At 64.7% G+C, this 2272-nt stretch carries 4 protein-coding genes; 2 read left to right on the forward strand and 2 right to left on the reverse strand.

Annotation, left to right across the window (positions count from 1 at the left end; genetic code table 11):
* Positions 1-102 precede the first annotated feature (102 nt).
* Positions 103-876 (forward strand): GGDEF domain-containing protein, encoded by a 774-nt coding sequence (locus VGM71_RS00005; protein ID WP_331541685.1) that lies wholly within the window; start codon positions 103-105, stop codon positions 874-876.
* Here the strand turns inward: VGM71_RS00005 and VGM71_RS00010 are convergent.
* Positions 873-1247 carry a hypothetical protein gene (locus tag VGM71_RS00010; RefSeq protein WP_331541686.1) on the reverse strand — a complete coding sequence of 125 codons (375 nt, stop codon included), beginning with the start codon at positions 1245-1247 and terminating at the stop codon, positions 873-875. The genes VGM71_RS00005 and VGM71_RS00010 overlap by 4 nt on opposite strands.
* A gap of 12 nt (positions 1248-1259) precedes the next feature.
* Entirely contained in the window at positions 1260-1454 is a 195-nt protein-coding gene (locus VGM71_RS00015; RefSeq protein WP_331541687.1) for a TMEM175 family protein, read from the reverse strand.
* 211 nt (positions 1455-1665) lie between these two features.
* On the opposite strand from VGM71_RS00015, the gene VGM71_RS00020 reads away from it, so the two are divergent.
* Positions 1666-2272 (forward strand): AAA family ATPase (locus VGM71_RS00020; protein WP_414675063.1); only part of this gene is annotated, 607 nt, incomplete at its 3' end.

Below are 2272 nucleotides of genomic sequence, written 5' to 3' on the forward strand. Positions count from 1 at the left end.
GCCGGATAGATAAAACTGCGTCGATCACGCGCAAAGGCTTCGCAACGCTTTTCGCCCACACTGCTCCCCTGGCGTCTGGGACGACCAAGGATTCACTGGGCGATGAAGCTTGACCTCTCCCCCGAAAGCTGGGGCCGTGTGATCGTATCCACCATCGTCGGATCGGTGGTGTGCGTGATCGCAGCGTTTTATGTCGACTCGTTCAACTTCGCCAACATGGACGATGCCGGACGGCTACGGGCGATCCTGACCGACGCGCTGCTGCCGGTCGTCCTCGCCGTGCCGATCATCGGGTTCTTCGCCACCAAGCTGCGCGAACTGGCGATCGCCAACAACCGCCTCGCCGTCTATGCCTCGACCGACGGCCTGACCCAGGTGATGAACCGCGCGGCGTTTTCGACCCTCGTCGAAGCCTATCTGACCGAAGTGCGCACCCATGATTTGCGGCGGCGCGGCGCACTGCTCATCATCGACGCCGACAACTTCAAGGCCGTGAACGACCGCTACGGCCACGACCGCGGCGACGAAGCGCTGGTCACCATCGCGCTCTCGATCAAATCGATGCTGCGCGCCCCCGATATCGTCGGCCGGCTCGGCGGCGAGGAATTCGGCGTCTTCCTGCCTGGCGCCACGGTTGAGCAGGCTTCGCGCGTCGCCGAGCGCATTCGCGAGTCGGTGCGGGACGCGAGCTTCAACCCGGCGGGCGCGGCGCATCCGCTCTCGGTCAGCGTCGGCGGCGCCGTGTTCGAGAACCGCCTGCCGTTCGCCGATCTGTTCCGCCTGGCCGACCAGCAGCTCTATGCCGCCAAGCACAGCGGCCGCGACCGGGTGGCGATCGTCCCTATCACCGGCGATGATGCATTGGCCGCAGCCTAGCGTTCACCCTCGAGCCGCCGTTCGATGCGGCGATCCGGCACGAACCACATCACCGCCACGGCGAGGAAGAAGCCGAAGGCGATGTAGGGGTGGATGAACGCCCCGGCGATGCCGAAGACATAGAGCACGATCGACAGCCGTTCCTTGATGCCGGCGCCCATCGCCTGCGCCAGCGTGGACTGAGGCCCGTGGAGCTTCACCAGTTCCCGCGCCAGGATGAAATAGGCAGTGCCGGGCAGGCACATCACCGCGCCGTAAGTAATCGTCGGCACCAGCGCGAAATCCGTATCACCCATCCATGCCGTGGCAAACGGCACCAGTGACAGGCAGAACAGCAGCAGATTGTTGGCCCACAGCACCCGGCCGTTCACGTGGTCGACGGCCTAGAACATGTGGTGGTGGTTGTTCCAGTAGATGCCGACGTAGACGAGGCTGAGCACGTAGCTGAGGAATACCGGCCAAAGCGGGAGCAGGTCGCGCACCTCGGTGCCGTGGGGCACCTTCATCTCGAGCACCATGATTGTGATGATGATGGCGAATACGCCGTCGCTGAACGCTTCGAGCCGGCCTTTGTGCATGCGCGCAGAAAGACAGGCCGGACGCGGGCGGGCAACAGGGATGTCAGACCAGTAAGGCCACCTCTGCCGTCATCCTGAGCCGCGCGAAGGATCCACGGGAAAGGACGGACACGCGCCGACCACTTGGGTCCTTCGCACGGCTCAGGATGACGGACCGGAAAGTCACCGGAAATCCGTTTGCGCCGCCCGGCTGCGTCCGTAGCGTCCGGGCATGAGTGATTTTGCTCCCGCGGCCGAGGTCGCTGCGACCCGCGACGCGCTGACCCGCCTCAAGGCGAACATGCGCGTTACCATCAAGGGCAAGGACGACGTCATCGAGCAGACCCTGGTCTGCTTGCTGGCGGGCGGCCACCTGCTGATCGAAGATCTGCCGGGCGTCGGCAAGACGACGCTGGCCTACTCGCTCGCGCGTTCCATGGACTGCGTCTTCTCGCGCATCCAGTTCACGAGCGACCTGCTGCCAACCGACGTCACGGGCGTGTCGATCTACGATGAGACGCTCAAGGAATTCGTCTTCAAGCCCGGCCCGGTGTTCGCGAGCGTCGTACTGGCGGATGAAATCAACCGCGCCACGCCGAAAACCCAGTCCGCCCTCCTCGAGGTGATGGACCGCGGCAAGATCACGGTCGATGGCGAGGCCCACTCGGTCGGCGTGCCGTTCATGGTCGTCGCCACGCAAAATCCGGTGGACTACGAGGGCACCTTTCCGCTGCCCGAAAGTCAGATGGACCGTTTCCTCCTGCGCGCCCAGATGGGGTATCCGGCGGCGGCCGACGAGCTGGCAATCCTCCAGGCGCCGCGGCTGACCTATGACACCA

Source organism: Luteibacter sp. (assembly GCF_036499525.1).
Taxonomy (GTDB): domain Bacteria; phylum Pseudomonadota; class Gammaproteobacteria; order Xanthomonadales; family Rhodanobacteraceae; genus Luteibacter.

Coding starts and splice junctions, on each gene's coding strand:
- VGM71_RS00005 (WP_331541685.1), top strand. CDS start 103: ATGAAGCTTGACCTCTCCCCCGAAAGCTGGGGCCGTGTGATCGTATCC.
- VGM71_RS00015 (WP_331541687.1), bottom strand. CDS start 1,454: ATGCACAAAGGCCGGCTCGAAGCGTTCAGCGACGGCGTATTCGCCATC.